Here is a 15,500-nt window from a genome sequence, read left to right on the forward strand (position 1 = left end):
GCGGGGGCAGGGGTGGGGGCGGGGGCAGGGTCAGCCGAGGGGGAAGAGGGGGGTGCTGGCGTCGGACTCGACCTTGGGGGTCCAGGTTTGCCGGTCCTGGTTGAGTTCGACGATCTTGGACTTGATGTCCGCGCCGGACCCCGTACGCGACCACGCCAGCACCCGGTCCCCCGACCCCGCCAGCGACTGCAGACGGTCCTTCAGCGGCACCCCCACCGTCTCCCCGTCCCCCACGTTGATCTGGTTGAGAATCTGCCCGGCGTCGCTCTCCACCAGCATCAGCAGGTGCTCGTCGTCCGCCCACGCCAGGTCGATGATCCGCTCCCCTTCCCCGGTGGTGGCGAGCGACTGGAAGTTCACCAGCTTGGCCCCGGCCCCGTTCCCCGCGAGCGCGCAGATCTGGACGGTGTTCTCGCCGATGGACAGCACCACCCGAACCCCGTCCCTGGCGATCCGCAGCCGGGTGACGTCCAGCCCTTGGAGCTTGACCTCGGCTTCGACGCGTTCTGGCCCCCGCCCGCCGGCCGGGTCGTAGCGCAGTGCGGCGCCGTTCTTGCGGTCGAACGTCCACAGCGACCCGTCCCGATGCCACGACGGCGCCGTGAGGTCCCCTTGGATCACTTCCTGCCACTGGCCGGCCTGCGTCAGGCCCGCGACGGAGATGCCGGTGGAGGTTCTGGCGGCGACGAGGGCGTTGTTGTCCTTGGACAGGGCGAAGTCGCGGTAGCCGGTGCGTTCCTGTCCTGCAGGCCCTGGGACGGTGCCGGCGGGGCCGTCCTTGCCCAGGTATTGGATGGCTCCTCTGCTGACGAAGTAGGGGTCGGCGTCGCCGTCCTCCAGCCACTGGTCGTCGGTGTCCGGCTGGTCCAGCGAGTACGGCTCCCCGTCCACCTGGATGTCGATGGTGCGGCCCTTGGCGACCTCGTTCATGTTGAGGCTGTATCTGATCTGGGCCTTGACGGCGGCCTTGGCGGACGGGTCGAGGGGATCGAGCGGTCTGGACAGGTTGACCACGACGCGTTCCTCGCGCCACACCACGTACTCGACCTTGGTGCCCTGCGGGAAACTGCTGGTCACGGCGCCGCCCTGCAGGGCGGAGGTGGGCTGCTCAAGAAGGCGTTCGAGGATGATCTGGGCGAAGCTCTTGGTCGGCTTCAGCCGCAGGCGTACGCGGTCGACGACCAGCCGGTCAGGGGTGTTGCCGCTGACGTAGTAGAGGTTGGTGGCCCGGTAGGCGCGTGCCACGTCGGAGTTGGTCAGCAGGAGCCCGAGCCCGGTGGGCAGCGAGCTGACGCGGTAACCGCCGTCGGCGACCTTGACGAGCTCGAAGGAGCGGTCCCAGGCCCCGCCCGTCGGGACGTAGGCGTCGTCCTCCTTGATGCTGGCCGCCCAGCGGCCCTTGACCGTGATCTTCTGCACCGTCTGGGTGCCGTCGCGCTCGCTCGGGTACGCGAAGTCGTAGGCGTCCTCGATCACCGTCACCGGCCCTGAGGGGCTCCATTTGGAGCGCGCCTCGGGGGTCAGGTACTGCGGCAGGATCGTCGGGTCGTCGGCGTAGGCGGCCATGGCGGCCTGCAGGCCCTTGATGACCTCTTCCGGCCCCCAGGTGGGCTGGGGCGGCAGGGCGATCATCCGCTGGAACGGCTTGGTCAGCGGGTCGCCCGTGCCGGGCTCGCTGAGGGTGTTCGGGCCGCTCAGGGGGATCACCGTGCAGCCCGAGCCGACCAGGGCCACAAGCACCACGAGGACGAACGCGACCCAGCCCCGTCTAGTCGTCGTCATAGTCGGCCCCGAACTCAGTTCCGTAGTCGGCTCCGTCCCCCGACGCCGGCAACAGCACGGGCGTCATGGTGCCGCGCCACGTGCGGCGCATCTCGATCTCCGGCGGCACCAGCGACAGCGGCGAGCCCTTCAGGTCGGCCCCGGCGGTCCTGGGCAGCGTCAGCCTGAACTGCGAGCCCTCCCCTGGCTGCCCCCATGCCTGCAGCCAGCCGCCGTGCAGCGTGGCGTCCTCGCGCGAGATCGCCAGCCCGAGCCCGGTGCCGCCGATGGTCCGCGCCCGCGACGGGTCCGCCCGCCAGAACCGGTCGAACACCATGGTGTCCTCGCCGGTCTTCAGCCCGATCCCGTGGTCGCGTACGGCGACGGCCACGGCGTCTCTGTCGGCCCCCACGGTGACCACGATGTCCCTGCCCTCGCCGTGCTCGATGGCGTTGAACAGCAGGTTGCGCAGGATCCGCTCGACCCGCCGGTTGTCCATCTCGGCCATGCACGGCTCGTTGGGCAGCCTGAGCTCGAATCGGGTGGAGTGGCGCTCGGCCAGCGCCTCGGAGTCGCCGATCGCCCGCAGCACCACGTCGCGCACGTCCACGGAGTCGAGGTCGAGCGTGGCGGCGCCGGCGTCGTAGCGGCTGATCTCCAGCAGGTCGGCCAGCATCGACTCGAACCGCTCCAGTTGCGCCTGCATGAGCTCGGCGGAGCGGCCGGCCATCGGGTCGAAGTCCTCGCGGGCGTCGTAGAGCAGGTCGGCGGCCATGCGGACGGTCGTCAGCGGCGTGCGCAGCTCGTGGGAGACGTCTGAGACGAACTGCCGCTGCACCTGCGACAACTCCTCCAACTGGTGGATCTTCAGCGTCAGGTTCGCGGCCATTTCGTTGAACGAGTTCGCCAGGCGGGCCAGGTCGTCCTCGCCGCGCACTTTGAGTCGTTCATCCAGTTTGCCGGAGGCCAGGCGTTCAGCGGCCTGGCGCGCCAGCCGTACGGGCGTGACGACCTGGCGGGCGACCAGGTAGGCGATGGCGGCCAGCAGCAGGACGAGCCCCATGCCCACCACGACGATGGCGAGCCTGACGTTGGACAGCAACTCCTCTTCCGCGTCGAACGGGAAGAAGTGGTAGATCTCGTAGGTCAGCCCGGTGGACGGCACGTGCACGATGCCGCCGATCACGTACGTGAGCCTGGCCTGGCTCGTGCCGGCGAACTTGATCTCCTCGATCGACCCGACGGTCTCGTCGTAGTCGAACTTGTTGACGCTGCGCTGCAGCCTCCCCTTGGTGGACAGCGGCACGTTCATCGGCACGACGCTGCCGGACGCCCTCGACTGGCCCGGCGTGGTCGGGTTGAAGATGACCACGTCGTAGCGCTTCTTGGAGCCGTCCTCCCCCGACCCGGTGATGGCGTCCATGACCTCGTCGAGCGGGTTGGCCGCGCCCTTCTCCCCGCTGTTGGCCGGGTTGCTCTCGCCGCTCGGGTCAAGGGCCAGCGCGTCGGCGATCTGCAGCCGGTCGGCCGACGCCTCGCCGGCGGAGGCCTGCTGCCTGCTGTCGACGACGGACTTGTTGATCTGGCCGAACAGGAACGTCCCGAGCACGACGACCACGGTCACGGAGATCACCAGTGTGCTGGTGACCACCTGGAGCTGGAGTGAGCGCCTCCATACGCTGCGCGCCCTGCCGGCCGCGCGACGCACCCGCCGGCGAACGCCGCCGAGAATCTGGCGGAAAGTCCGTCGGCGGGACCTTTTCTTCGTCGGGGGCATGGCGGGGAGGGGCGGGGATCAGGCCGGGCCGGCTTTGTAGCCCACGCCGCGAACCGTCACCACGATCTCGGGGTGCTCGGGGTCCTTCTCGATCTTGGCTCTGAGGCGCTGGACGTGCACGTTGACCAGCCGCGTGTCGGCCGCGTGCCGATAACCCCACACCTGCTCGAGCAGGACCTCGCGGGTGAACACCTGGCGCGGCTTGCGGGCCAGCGCGACGAGCAGGTCGAACTCGAGCGGCGTGAGGTTGATCGTCTCCTCGCTCCGCTTGACCGAGTGGCCGGCCACGTCGATGGTGATGTCGCCGATCTGGAGGATCTCGGGGGTCGGCTCATCGGTACGGCGCAGCCGCGCCCGCACCCTGGCCACCAGTTCCTTCGGCTTGAACGGCTTGACAATGTAGTCGTCGGCCCCCGACTCCAGCCCGAGAACGATGTCGATCGTGTCGCTCTTGGCCGTGAGCATGACGATCGGAACCCCCGACTCCGCCCTGATCCTGCGCGCGACGTCGATGCCGTCGGCCCCCGGCAGCATCAGGTCGAGCAGCACCAGATCCGGGCGTGTATCCCGGAACGCGTCGAGGGCCTTGTCGCCGTCTGAGACAAAAGACGGCTCGAAGCCTTCTCCCCGCAGCACGATCCCCAGCATCTCGGCGAGAGCGGCGTCGTCGTCGACGACCAGCACGCGACCTTTCATGGCCCCTCATTCGTTCTACGCATTGTGGGACATATCCGCACGATCGCTGAAGGTTACCCTTGGCGGGCCCATGAGTGTGACATGGGCCCTACAAAAGGCAAACTTTAGATCCCCCCTGCGATCACAATCTAAGTCTGCGGTAACAGAGCGACTTTCGGCCATCCCCGGGCGCGAACCTTGCCCAGATTCGCCGGGAATGCGGGCAAGATGATGCGACGAATCCGCTCCGTGACACCAACCCCCCGCACAGCGTGCCAGGATTGGGGATATGTCAGACGGTCACGGTCCCACGCCCGAGACGCCATCAGGCTGGTCGGCCGAACAGCCCCCGCCATTCAGCGCCCCGCCGGCCTCCCCGTGGACCGCGCCGGGCGCAGAGCAGCAGGCTCCATACGGGCAGCCCCAACAACAACCTTACGGGCCTCCCCAGCAACAACAGCCGCCTTATGGGCCCGGGCCCCAAACACCATATCCGCCCCAACCACATCCTCAGCCCGGTTTTGGCTATATGCCGCATCAGCCGGTGCTCCGGCCGGGCATCATCCCGCTGCGCCCACTCGGGCTCGGCGACATCCTCGACGGCACGATCAAGCTCATCAGGTCCAACCCGAAGGCGGTGCTCGGCCTGTCGGCCATCGCCGCGCTGCTCACCTCCGTGCCGCTGAGCATCGGCCAGGCGTTCGTGATCGACTCCATGGGCAGCACGCTCGCCGACCCCTCGCAGCCCCCCGGGGCCGCCGAACTCGACAGCCTGTACGGCGTCGCCGCCCAGTACGGCGGCACCCTGATCTCCTACGCGGTGCAGTTCGTCGTCGTCACCCTGCTGACCGGCATCCTGACCCGCATTCTCGGCCGGGCAGTCTTCGGCGGCAACATCACCGCGGGCGAGGCCTGGCACCTGGTCAAGGGCAGGATGCCCGCGCTGTTCGGCGTCGTGGGGCTGATGACGGTCATCATGGCAGTGCCTCTGATCGTGTTCATCCTGGTCATCGTGGCACTCGCGATGAACGTGCCCTCACGGGACGGCGCCTTCTGGCTGCTCGGGCTGACGCTCCTGTTCCTGCTCGTCTATTTCTGCTACTACCTGTTCTTCAGGACGCGTTTCGCCTTCGCCTCTCCGGCCGTCGTCCTGGAGGGCAGGGGGCCGATCGACGCCATGCGGCGCTCGTGGCACCTGGTGAGCGGCGACTTCTGGCGGGTGCTCGGCATCATGCTGCTCACCTCGCTGCTCGTCGGACTCGTGGCGGGGTTGCTGTCGGTGCCGTTCACGCTGCTGGGCACGATATTCGGCATGTTCGGGGCGGGCTCGGTGGGCTCGGCCGTCGTCGCGGCCGTGCTGATCGCGATCGGCGCCACGCTCGGCGCGATGCTCACCTACCCGTTCGAGGCCGGCGTCGCCGGCCTGCTCTACGCCGACCGGCGCATGCGCAGTGAGGCGTTCGACCTGGTGCTGCAGACCGCCGCCATCGAGCAGCAGCGTCAGGGCTGGGTGCACTCCTCCGCCGACGACCTGTGGCACCCGTCCAACTCCGCCAAGCTGTGAGCCCGATCGACAGGGAGGAGGCCGCGCGCCAGGCCGCGCGGGAACTCCTCAAACCGGCCTATGCGCACGAGTCGCTGCCCGACAGGCTCTACCGGTACTTCACGCAGTTCCTCGGCGACCTGGTCGACGCCGCGACGGGCGGCGGCACGACTGGGGGGATCATCGCGGCCGTGGTCATCGTGATGATCATCCTCTCGTTGATCATCCTGATCTCGTGGCAGCTCCGCAAGACCGCGCGCAGGCGCGCGCTGCCCGTGGGCGGCATCTACGGCGAGCGGGCGATGAGCGCCGCAGAGCACCGCCAGATCGCCGAACGCCTGGCCGCCGAGGGCCAGTGGAGCCAGGCCATCCGCGAACGCCTGCGGGCCATCGCCCGTGACCTGGAGGAACGCGCGCTGGTGAACACCATGCCGGGACGCACGGCCGACGAACTGGCCGCGGAGGCGGCGCTCTCGCTGCCCGCGTTCGCCGACGACCTGGCGGCCGCGGCGCGCTCGTTCGACGACGTGACCTACGGCGGGGCGCCCGGCACCAGCGACGCCTACGAGGCGATGAGCACGCTCGACGACAACCTGCGCCAGGCCAGGCCCACCCCGCTGACCCCGGTCGGCGCAGGAGCTCCGGGCGGCCCGATGGCGGGTCCGCCCGGCGGAGGACGTCCATGAGCGTGATCACCCCTTCGCCGGCCACCGGCGAGTCCCGTTCCACCTCGCCCACCGTCCGCTCCACCTGGCGCGCCAACCGGATGATCGCGCTGGTGGGCCTCCTCGTCGTCCTCCTCGCCGTCGGGAGCGTCCTGCTCGGCCCTCAGCGGGGCCCCTCACGCCCCCTGGACCCCGACGACACCTCCCTGGCGGGCTCCAAGGGCCTGGCCGAGCTGCTGCGCGCCCGCGGCGTCACCGTGGACCGGGTCGACTCGGTCCAGGCGGCGCTGGAGAAGGCCGCCACGGGCGAGCGGCTGCTGCTGGTCACGGACATGACGTTCTTCGACGGCGACGCCGTGGCCGGGATCCCGGGTGACCGGCTGATCGTCGGCGACGTCGGCGACTTCGACGCCCTGGCCCCCGGAGTGCGCCGCGAGCCGGGCGAGGGCGGCTCACCCCGTCCCCGCTCGCGCGAGCCCGAATGCCCGCTGCCCGCCGCGACGGCCGCGGGCAGCGCGTTCATGGGCGGCGCCGCCTTCACCGGCCCGCCGGGGTCGGCCGGCTGCTACCCGGCCGGCGACGGGCACACGCTGATCAGGACCGAGCGCGCGGGGAGCGTCGTCACGGTCGTCGGCGACGGCGGCTTCATGACCAACCTGCGCCTGGCCGAGGACGGCAACGCGGCGCTGGCGCTCAACCTGATCGGCACGGGCAGGCCCGTGACCTGGCTGGTCCGCCCGGAGATCCCGCCCGTGGGCCAGTTGCCCGGCGAGGACGGCCGGTCGATGTACGACCTGATGCCCGACAACATCCGCTGGACCGTCTACATGGCGATCATCGCCCTGGCCGTCACCGCGTTCTGGCGGGGCAGGCGGCTGGGCCCCGTGGTGACGGAGAAGCTGCCCGTCGTCGTCCGCGCGGCCGAGACGGTCGAGGGCCGCGGCCGGCTCTACCGGGCCAGGCGCGCCAGGCGGCGGGCGGCCGACGCGCTGCGCGCGGGCACGATCGACCGCCTCACCCCCAGGCTCGGGCTCGGCTCGGGCGCCGGGCAGCACGAGGTCGTGGCCGCCCTGGCCGCCCGCACCGGACAGGACCCGCACCAGCTCGGCGCGGCGCTGTACGGACCGCCCCCGGCGGACGACGCGGGGCTCGTCGGGCTGGCCGGATACTTGGACTCCATCGAAAGGCATGTCAGTGAACGTTGATGAGACTTACCGGACGCCGGGCTCCGGCGACGCGGCCAGAGACGCGCTGGGCGCGCTGCGCGCCGAGGTCTCCAAGGCCGTGGTCGGGCAGGACGCGGTGGTGACGGGGCTGGTCATCGCGTTGCTGTGCAGGGGGCACGTGCTGCTCGAAGGTGTGCCCGGCGTGGCCAAGACGTTGATGGTCCGCACGCTGTCGGCGGCGTTGTCGATGGATTTCAAGCGGGTGCAGTTCACCCCCGACCTGATGCCGGGCGATGTGACCGGGTCGTTGATCTACGACGCGAAGACGGCGGCGTTCGAGTTCCGCGAGGGCCCCGTGTTCACGAACCTGCTGCTCGCCGACGAGATCAACCGCACCCCGCCCAAGACGCAGGCCTCGCTGCTGGAAGCCATGGAGGAGCGGCAGGTCAGCGTGGAGGGCGCGGCCCGGCCGCTGCCAGACCCGTTCGTGGTGTGCGCGACCCAGAACCCCGTCGAGTACGAGGGCACCTACCAGCTGCCCGAGGCTCAGCTCGACCGGTTCCTGCTCAAGCTGACCGTGCCCCTGCCGCCGCGCGAGCAGGAGATCTCGGTGCTGGAGCGGCACGCCCGCGGCTTCGACCCGCGCGACCTGTCGGAGGTCAAGGCCGTCGCCACGGCCGAGGACCTGGCGGCAGGACGGCAGGCGGCCGCGCAGGTGCACGTGGCGCCCGAGGTGCTCGGCTACATCGTGGACGTGGCCCGCGCCACCCGGCAGTCCGCGTCGCTGCAACTCGGCGTCTCGCCCCGGGGCGCCACGGCGCTGCTGGCCGCCTCGCGGGCGTGGGCGTGGCTGTCCGGGCGCGCTTACGTGACGCCCGACGACGTCAAGGCGCTGGCCAGGCCCGCGCTGCGGCACCGCATCCAGCTCCGGCCCGAGGCCGAGCTTGAGGGCGCGACCGCCGACGGCCTGCTCGACGGCATCCTGGCCTCTGTCCCGGTCCCGCGCTGATGGCCATGACGACCGACGCTCCGGAACTCGCCGACCGCCCGGCGGCGGAGGTGCGCTGATGGCTCTCACGGGACGTGCGGGGCTGCTCGCGGCGCTGGGGATCGTGGTGGTGCTGTTCGCGCCGCAGCCAGGGCCCGCGCTGGCCGGGGTGTGCCTGCTGCTGGCCGCCGCGATCGTCGTGGACCTGGTGTTCGCCGGCGCGGTACGCCCCCTGCGCCTGCACCGCTCGGGCGACACGCTCGTCCGCCTCGGTCAACAGGCCACGGTCGAGCTGATCGTCGAGAACCCGGGCAACCGGCGCGTACGCGGCGCTCTCAGGGACGCCTGGCCGCCGTCCGCGAACCTCACCCCGCGCGTCGCCAAGCTCGACGTGCCGCGCGGCGAACGCCGCAAGATCGTGCTGACCCTCGCCCCGACCAGGCGCGGCGACCGGTCGTCCGTGGCTGTCACCGTGCGCTCGGTCGGGCCGCTCGGCCTGGCCGCCCGCCAGGGCAGCCACCAGTCGCCGTGGACGGTACGCGTGCTGCCGCCGTTCCTGTCCCGCAAGCACCTGCCGTCCAGGCTGGCCAGGCTCCGCGAGCTCGACGGGCAACACCCGGCGCTGGTCCGCGGCCAGGGCACCGAGTTCGACTCGCTGCGCGAGTACGTGGTGGGCGACGACGTGCGTTCCATCGACTGGCGGGCCACGGCACGCCGCCACGACGTGGTCGTACGCACCTGGCGTCCGGAACGCGACCGCCGCGTGCTGATCGTCCTCGACACCGGGCGCACGTCGGCGGGACGCATCGGCGACGCGCCGATCCCGCTGGCCGGGGCCACGGCGAACGGCGGCGGACTGCTGGTCAGGCCGGACCCCCGGCCCGCGCCCGGCTGGCCGAGGCTCGACTGGTCGATGGACGCCGCGCTGCTGCTGGCCGCGCTCGCCGCCAGGGCCGGCGACCAGGTGGACTTCCTGGCCTACGACCGGGCCGTACGCGCCTGGGTGGGCGGCGCTTCACGCACCGAACTGCTGTCGTCACTGGTCAACGTGATGGCCCCGATCGAGGCCGAGCTGGTCGAGGCCGACTCGCAGGGCATGGTGGCGGCCATCCTGTCGCGGGCCAAGCGGCGCTGCCTGGTCGTGGTGCTCACCGACCTCAACTCCGCGGCCCTGGACGAAGGGCTCATGCCGGTGCTGCCCCAGCTCTCCTCGCGCCACCTGGTGCTGGTGGCCGGGGTGTCCGACCCGCGCGTCACGGCCATGGCGGGTCTGCGGGGGTCGGCCGAAGAGGTCTACGACGCGGCGGCGGCCGAGCACGCCCAGCTCGGGCGCAGGCGCATCACCGCCAGGCTGCGGCGGCACGGGGTGGAGGTCGTGGACGCGCCGCCGGAGGACATCGCGCCCGCGCTCGCGGACGCGTACCTGGCGCTGAAGGCCGCGGGCCGCCTCTGAGCCGGGACGACGGCTCAGGCGGTCGGGGCTCTTCGCGCGGGTTCAGGCAGTCGACGCCCTGTTTGCGGGCGGTTGGGGCGTTGTGCGCGCCGGTTCAGGCGGTCGGGGCGACGTCCGGGGCGCGTTCGACGTCGCCGGTCTCGTTCTGGCGCAGAGCGCGCCGCCCGAAGACGATCACATACGCGAGGAAGACCACCTCGGCGAGCACCCCGATGCCGATCCGCGCCCCGGTCGGCAGCCCGGACGGCGTCACGAACGCCTCGATCAGCCCAGAGACGAACAGCACCACGACCAGCCCCAGCGCCACGCTCATCACGGCCCGCCCCTGCTCGGCCAGCGCCTCGACCCGCTTGCGCGGGCCCGGGTCGATGACCGTCCAGCCCAGGCGCATGCCCACGCCCGCCGCCAGGAACACGGCGGTCAGCTCCAGCAGCCCGTGCGGCAGGATCAGGCCGAAGAAGATGTCCAGCTTGTCCCTGGAGGCCATCAGCCCGGCGGAGACGGCGACGTTCTCGGCGTTGGCGTAGAGCACGTAGGGGATCGGCAGGCCGAGCACGACCGAGTAGATGATCATCTGTGCCGAGACCCACGCGTTGTTGATCCACACGCGGCTGGCGAAGGAGGCGGCCGGGTTCTCGGAGTAGTAGTCGGCGAAGTCGTGCTCGACGAGCTGGGTGATCTCGTCGGGCGAGGCGATCGACGCCTGGACCTCCGGGTTGCCCGCTACCCACGTGGCCATCACCGAGCCCACCACCAGGAACGCGAGCGTGCTGGCCAGCCACCACCACCGCGCCCGGTAGGCGACCACGGGGAACGACACCGTGAAGAAGCGCACCAGCTCCCGCCAGGCCGGCGTGTGCGCCCCGGTCACCGCGGACCTGGCCCTGGCCACCAGCGCCGACAGCCGCCCGACCAGGAGTTGGTCCTTGGACGACGAGCGGACGATGGACAGGTGCGTCGCCACCCGCTGATAGAGGTCCACGAGTTCGTCCACCTCGTCGCCCGTCAGCGACGATCGCTTGTTCACGAGATGGTCGAGCCGGTCCCACACGGGGCGGTGTGCTGTGATGAACGCATCGATGTCCACCCGAACATTCTGGCCGCTCAATCAGTGCGACATAGCCGTTAGGCTCCACATATGTCAGAGGTTGTGACCGGTGACGCGGTCGTCGTCGAAGTGCGCGTGGCGCAGATGCCCTCGCGCGCACTGGCGATCGTCATCGACATGGTCGTCCAGATCATCGTGCTGAGCGGCGTTTACTCGATCTTGGGGGCGTTCGCCGTCATCTCGGACCCCGCCATGTTCGCGGCCGTCATGCTCGTGATGCTCGTGCTGGTGATGGTCGGCTATCCGGTCATCTTCGAGTCCCTCAGCCGAGGGCGCAGCCTTGGCAAACTGCTGCTCGGGCTCCGGGTCGTCAGCGACGACGGCAGCCCCGAGCGCTTCCGTCAGGCGCTGTTCCGCGGGCTGGCGGGGGTGCTGGAGTTCTGGATGCTGTCCGGGGCGCCGGCGCTCATCTCCTCGCTGGTCTCGCAGCGGGGCAAGCGGCTCGGCGACATCTTCGCGGGCACCATCGTGATCTCCGACCGGGAGACGCGTGACAACCGGGAGATCATCATGATGCCGCCGCAGCTCGTGGGCTGGGCGGCCACGCTGGAGCTGTCCCAGCTCCCCGACGACGTGGCCAACGCCGCCCGTCAGTTCCTCATGCGCTGGCACGACCTGTCTCCGCAGATCCAGCACGAGATGGGGGTACGCATCGCGACCCAGACGGCGGCGTTCGTCTCGCCCTCGGCCCCGGCGGGGGTGCCGCCGCAGGCGTACCTGAGCGCCATCCTGGCCGAACGCCGCAGGCGGGAGGAGGCCCGCTTCGCCCAACGCGCCGGAACCGCCCGGCCACACCACCAGGGCGCAGGCCCCTACCAGCCACAACCGGGCTACCCACCGCAACCGGGCTACTCACCACAGCCCGGCTACTCACCACAGCCCGGCTACTCACCACAGCCCGGCTACTCACCACAGCCCGGCTACTCACCACAGCCGAGCTACTCACCACAGCCCGGTTATTCACCGCAACCGGGCTACTCACCGCAGCCGGACACGAACCCCTATCAGGCGCAGCAGCCCGCCGCTCCCGGCGGGAACCAGCCTCCGCCGCCCGTCCCCGGGACCTACCGGCCGAACCGCTACCAGGCCGCTCCTCCCCTGCCCCATCAGGGAGGTTCCGGCGCGCCCGCTCCGGAGCCGCCGCAGGCGACTCCGGGCGGGTTCGCCCCGCCTCAGTGAGCGCGGTCACCGAGGCGGGCGCCCGTTCAGGTCAGCCGTGCCCCGAGTTCCGGTACGACTCCTGGGTCTGCGTGTTCAACCGGTCAATTCGGACGTTCTTGGCGCTGTTCGTGAGCCGGTCGGTGATGTTGACGACGTCCAGCCCCTCGTTGAAGTCGGCGGCGTAGATGTAGCCGTTGTAGTAGTAGGCGGACCAGATGCCACCGCCGCCGCCGTCCGCGCGGGGCCCGCGATCGAAGTAGCCGATCTCCCTCGGACGGGCGGCGTCGGTGAAGTCCCAGATCGACAGCCCGCCCATGTACCAGGCCTGGACCATGATGTCGCGGCCCTTGACGGGGATCAGCGAGCCGTTGTGCGCGACGCAGTTCTCGCTGTCGGCCTGGTAGCGCGGGATCTTGAAGTAGCTCTTGAACGTGAACTGCCCGTTCGAGATGTCGTAGATCGCGTTCGCGCCCCGGGTGGGACCGGTGGCCTCGTTGCAGGTCGCGGCCCCTCCGCCGCCGAGTTCGTCGGTGAAGACGACCTTCTTGGCGTCGTTGCTGAACGTCGCCGAGTGCCAGAACGCGAAGTTCGGGTCCGTGGTCCTGGCGGTGATCTTCGGGTTCAGCCGGTCGGAGATGTCGAACAGCACGCCGTCACCCATGCACGCGCCGGCCGCGATGTCCTTCTCGGCGTAGGCGGTGATGTCGTGGCAGCCGCTGGTCGGCAGGAGCAGCCCCGGCTGGGTCTCGTTGCCGCCGTCGGGGAAGACCACCGGGGTCGCCGCCACCGCCGCCGCGGCGGGGTTCCTGAGCGGCACCTTGATGATCGAGATCTTGTCGTGCGGGGGCCGGCAGTCGGGGAAGTTCGTGGCCGGCTGGTACGACGAGACGTAGACGTAGACGTTCTTGTTCCGGTCGGCGCCCTTGCCCGGCACCAGGGTCAGGGTGTGCGAGCCGCAGTCCGTCTCGACCGACTTGATGTATTTCGGGTTGGCCTTGTCGGAGATGTCGAAGATCCGGACGCCCTCCCACGACTCCTTGACCGAGGCGCTCTGCGAGGTGCTGTTGCACGAGTCGTCGCTGCGCGAGGAGTCGACGGCGGTGAACAGCAGGTTTCCGTGGACGCTGACGTCCATCTGGCCGCCGGGGCAGACGACGGAGCTGACGGCCGCGGCCTTCTTGGGGTTCCTGATGTCGTAGATCGAGAACCCGCCGTAGTTGCCGACGTAGGCGTAGCCGTCCTGGAACGCGATGTCGGTGTTGATCGTGGCGGCGATCGGGGCGGGCTTCGGGATGTTCAGGACGTGGGACACGTTCGGGCTGGTGACAACGGTGTCGGGCGGCGGGATGTCGCCGGCCGTCGCGGGTAATGCCGTCAGAGCCATGGCGACGGCCACCCCGGCCAGTACGAGAGCACGGCGCGGATGTGACACTCGGGAGCCTCCTTGATCACATGTGTCCTTGTGAAGACACAGGTGACCCGAATCCTTAACCCAACCCTCTCCGTCCACTAGATGTCATGTTGTTAATAAATTTCATGACATGACGGCTTGCGGACTGTCGGATGCCGACGTACAGTGCGCCGGGTTCGGACGCGGCGAGAACCCGCCAGGGCCCTCGCCGCGTCACCGGTGGCTCACCAGTCGTCGTGCCCGTGACCCCACTCGGGATACGAGGCCTGCGTCTGCGCGTTCAGCGAGCGCATCTTGACGCCGTTGGCCTTGTTCGTCCGCGGGTCGTCGATCTTCAGCACGTCCAGGCCCAGGTTGAAGTCGGAGCCGTAGATGTAGCCGTTGTAGTAGTAGGCGGACCAGAAGCCGCCGCTCAGCGCCGGAGCGGTGTTGTCGGGGCCGCGCTCGAAGAAGGCGATCTCCTTCGGGTGCGCCGAGTCGGTGAAGTCGACCACGGAGATGCCGCCCTGGTACCACGCCTGCACCATGATGTCGCGCCCCTTGACCGGGATCAGCGAGCCGTTGTGGGCCACGCAGTTCTCCGTGTCGGCCTGGTGACGCGCGATCTTGAAGTAGCTCCTGAACTCGAGCTTGCCGCGCTTGATGTCGTAGTAGGCGTTGGCGCCCCGGTTCGGCCCGATCGCCTCGTTGCAGGTCGCCCTGCTGCCGCCGCCGAGCTCGTCGGTGAAGATCACCTTCGTGCCGTCGTTGTTGAACGTCGCCGAGTGCCAGAAGGCGAAGTTCGCCTCGTCGCGCACGGTCGCGGTGACTCTGGGCTGTTCCGGGTTGCGGATGTCGAGCAGGATGCCGTCACCCATGCAGGCCCCCGCCGCGATGCCCTTCTCCGGGTAGGCCGTGATGTCGTGGCAACCCGTCGTGGCGGACTTGCCGTCCGGGTAGTTCCCCGGCACGCCGGGGAAGCCCCCGTCGGGGAACAGGTTCGGCGTGGAGATCACGCTCGCGGCCGTCGGGTCGCGCAGCGGCACCTTGATGATCGAGATCAGGTCGTGGGGCGGCTGGCAGTCCGGGAACGTGCCGCTCGGGCTGTAGGAGGAGACGTAGATGTAGACGTTCTCCCGCCTGCGGTCGGGCACCAGCGTGTTCGTGTGCGAGCCGCAGTTCGTCTCGACCGACTTGATGTACTTCGGGTTGGCCTTGTCGGAGACGTCGAAGATGCGGATGCCCTCCCACGACTCCTTGATCGAGGCGCTCTGCGAGGTGCTGTTGCACGAGTCGTCGTTGCGCGAGGAGTCGACCGACCCGAACAGCAGGTTGCCGTAGACGGACATGTCCATCTGGCCGCCCGGGCAGACGACGGAGCTGACCACCGAGGTCCGCTTCGGGTTCTTGATGTCGTAGATGGAGAAGCCGGAGTAGTTGCCCACATAGGCGTAGTCGCCCTGGAAGGCGATGTCCGTGTTGATGTCGGCAAGGGCCTGGGGCTTGGGCACGTTGGTGACGTGCTTGATGTTGGGGCTCATGACGATCTCGCCGGGAGCCGGGATGTCCGCCGCCTGTGCGGGCAACGTGACGCCCGCCAGCGCCACGACCGCCGCGAACAGGACGAGGGCCCTGCGGGGGGTAAACACTCGGGAACCTCCGATAAAGAGGGCATAAAACCTACGTCATCGTCGCGTTTCTCCCCTCTCGGCCGCCAGCGACCAAGTTGTCAATTTTTGTTCCTGTTCGCCCTCTTTTAATCCGCCGCGTGATGTTCTAGAGTGCGCATTCTCCATCGAGTCAGTCAGGGAGG

The 15,500-nt window shown here is 69.7% G+C and carries 12 protein-coding genes; 6 read left to right on the forward strand and 6 right to left on the reverse strand.

Annotated elements, in window-relative coordinates; all coding sequences use genetic code 11:
- Window positions 1-30 precede the first annotated feature (30 nt).
- From ACFOY2_RS30140 to mtrA, 3 genes are read right to left on the reverse strand one after another with little or no spacing between them, the layout of a single operon-like run.
- Window positions 31-1,782, reverse strand: a complete 1,752-nt coding sequence (locus ACFOY2_RS30140; protein WP_379531476.1) for an LpqB family beta-propeller domain-containing protein — start codon at window positions 1,780-1,782, stop codon at window positions 31-33.
- Window positions 1,769-3,538, reverse strand: coding sequence for an MtrAB system histidine kinase MtrB (gene mtrB, locus ACFOY2_RS30145; RefSeq protein WP_379531477.1), 1,770 nt, complete (start codon window positions 3,536-3,538; stop codon window positions 1,769-1,771). The genes ACFOY2_RS30140 and mtrB overlap by 14 nt, the downstream gene beginning before the upstream one ends.
- A gap of 18 nt (window positions 3,539-3,556) precedes the next feature.
- Entirely contained in the window at window positions 3,557-4,234 is a 678-nt protein-coding gene (gene mtrA, locus ACFOY2_RS30150) for an MtrAB system response regulator MtrA (RefSeq protein ID WP_379531478.1), read from the reverse strand.
- Between the two features lie 508 nt (window positions 4,235-4,742).
- On the opposite strand from mtrA, the gene ACFOY2_RS30155 reads away from it, so the two are divergent.
- The 5 genes from ACFOY2_RS30155 to ACFOY2_RS30175 are packed head-to-tail and all read left to right on the forward strand — an operon-like array spanning window position 4,743 to window position 10,028.
- The gene (locus tag ACFOY2_RS30155; protein ID WP_379531479.1) at window positions 4,743-5,777 is read left to right on the forward strand and encodes a glycerophosphoryl diester phosphodiesterase membrane domain-containing protein; all 1,035 of its coding nucleotides are present in this window, start codon (window positions 4,743-4,745) and stop codon (window positions 5,775-5,777) included.
- Window positions 5,774-6,442: a DUF4129 domain-containing protein gene (locus ACFOY2_RS30160; protein WP_379531480.1), complete on the forward strand. Its 669-nt coding sequence runs from the start codon at window positions 5,774-5,776 to the stop codon at window positions 6,440-6,442. Before ACFOY2_RS30155 ends, ACFOY2_RS30160 begins: the two co-directional genes overlap by 4 nt.
- Entirely contained in the window at window positions 6,439-7,626 is a 1,188-nt protein-coding gene (locus ACFOY2_RS30165; protein WP_379531481.1) for a DUF4350 domain-containing protein, read from the forward strand. The genes ACFOY2_RS30160 and ACFOY2_RS30165 overlap by 4 nt, the downstream gene beginning before the upstream one ends.
- Window positions 7,616-8,596 (forward strand): AAA family ATPase, encoded by a 981-nt coding sequence (locus ACFOY2_RS30170; protein ID WP_379531482.1) that lies wholly within the window; start codon window positions 7,616-7,618, stop codon window positions 8,594-8,596. The genes ACFOY2_RS30165 and ACFOY2_RS30170 overlap by 11 nt, the downstream gene beginning before the upstream one ends.
- Window positions 8,597-8,654: 58 nt before the next feature.
- Entirely contained in the window at window positions 8,655-10,028 is a 1,374-nt protein-coding gene (locus ACFOY2_RS30175; protein WP_379531483.1) for a DUF58 domain-containing protein, read from the forward strand.
- A 94-nt stretch (window positions 10,029-10,122) separates the two neighbouring features.
- Here the strand turns inward: ACFOY2_RS30175 and ACFOY2_RS30180 are convergent, their stop codons facing one another.
- Window positions 10,123-11,115 (reverse strand): stage II sporulation protein M, encoded by a 993-nt coding sequence (locus ACFOY2_RS30180; RefSeq protein ID WP_379531484.1) that lies wholly within the window; start codon window positions 11,113-11,115, stop codon window positions 10,123-10,125.
- Between the two features lie 51 nt (window positions 11,116-11,166).
- On the opposite strand from ACFOY2_RS30180, the gene ACFOY2_RS30185 reads away from it, so the two are divergent.
- Window positions 11,167-12,315 carry an RDD family protein gene (locus ACFOY2_RS30185; RefSeq protein WP_379531485.1) on the forward strand — a complete coding sequence of 383 codons (1,149 nt, stop codon included), beginning with the start codon at window positions 11,167-11,169 and terminating at the stop codon, window positions 12,313-12,315.
- A 31-nt stretch (window positions 12,316-12,346) separates the two neighbouring features.
- On the opposite strand, the gene ACFOY2_RS30190 is transcribed toward ACFOY2_RS30185, so the two are convergent.
- Both ACFOY2_RS30190 and ACFOY2_RS30195 read right to left on the reverse strand, forming a co-directional pair.
- Window positions 12,347-13,729: an LVIVD repeat-containing protein gene (locus tag ACFOY2_RS30190; protein ID WP_379531486.1), complete on the reverse strand. Its 1,383-nt coding sequence runs from the start codon at window positions 13,727-13,729 to the stop codon at window positions 12,347-12,349.
- A 203-nt stretch (window positions 13,730-13,932) separates the two neighbouring features.
- Complete coding sequence (locus ACFOY2_RS30195) at window positions 13,933-15,336, reverse strand: LVIVD repeat-containing protein (protein WP_379531487.1); 1,404 nt, start codon at window positions 15,334-15,336, stop codon at window positions 13,933-13,935.
- Between the last annotated feature and the right edge of the window lie 164 nt (window positions 15,337-15,500).

The sequence above is a fragment of the Nonomuraea purpurea genome (assembly GCF_042650645.1).
Taxonomy (GTDB): domain Bacteria; phylum Actinomycetota; class Actinomycetes; order Streptosporangiales; family Streptosporangiaceae; genus Nonomuraea; species Nonomuraea purpurea.